The organism is Sulfitobacter sp. HI0040, assembly GCF_001634885.1.
Lineage (GTDB): Bacteria > Pseudomonadota > Alphaproteobacteria > Rhodobacterales > Rhodobacteraceae > Sulfitobacter.
In genome coordinates, this window is sequence record NZ_LWEX01000121.1 from 1 (window position 1) to 719 (window position 719).

The 719-nt window shown below is 61.1% G+C and carries 1 protein-coding gene and 1 pseudogene; one reads left to right on the forward strand and one right to left on the reverse strand.

Going from position 1 to position 719, the window contains the following annotated elements; translation table 11 throughout:
• Window positions 1–20: 20 nt before the first annotated feature.
• Window positions 21–440: a MurR/RpiR family transcriptional regulator gene (locus A3728_RS08825; RefSeq protein WP_330220270.1), complete on the reverse strand. Its 420-nt coding sequence runs from the start codon at window positions 438–440 to the stop codon at window positions 21–23.
• A 61-nt stretch (window positions 441–501) separates the two neighbouring features.
• Here A3728_RS08825 and A3728_RS08830 point away from each other — a divergent pair.
• Window positions 502–719: pseudogene (locus A3728_RS08830) on the forward strand (N-formylglutamate amidohydrolase); the annotation flags it as partial.

The following is a 719-nucleotide window of genomic DNA, read 5'->3' on the forward strand; positions in this document are numbered from 1 at the left end:
TACCGGGGCTATCCCGATTTTCAGGCCGAACTGCGCGAGGAATTGCGCGCCATGGCCAAGAACCCGATCGCCAAACACGNNACATGGGCCGATGGCACCCCATCGGCCCATGTTTCGTGTTTGGCGATCGGGTTCTTGGCCATGGCGCGCAATTCCTCGCGCAGTTCGGCCTGAAAATCGGGATAGCCCCGGTAGCCCAGCTTCTGGACCATGCGCAGCACCGTGGGGCCCGACACATCGGCATCCCGTGCGAGTTCGGACAGGGGGCCCACCCCGCTGGCGGGATAATTTTCGAGGATCACATGGGCAAGCTGCCGCTCTGCCCGGGTGAGACTGTCGAGCGCGTTCTGGATGCGATCGGCGACGGTAAGGTCGGGCTGGGACAGGGGAGCGCTCCGATATTGATCAGTTCTGTTACAAGCATATACCGAATGTATAATCCGTTACAGAATTTTGTTGACAGAAGTGACACAGGCAAACAGTCTCGCCCGGAACGGGGGAATGATGCAGCTCCAGAACTCAGACCGAAACGATGCCTATGTGCAGGTCCTGAACCGCGAGGGCCGGGGCGCTGTCGTCGTGGTGTGCGAACATGCCTCTGCCTTCGTCCCGCCTGCCCTGAAAAACCTCGGCCTTGATGAGGCGGATCGCGACAGCCATGCGGCGTGGGATCCCGGTGCCTTTGGCGTGGCGCAGAACATGGCCCAAAGGCTCGGAGC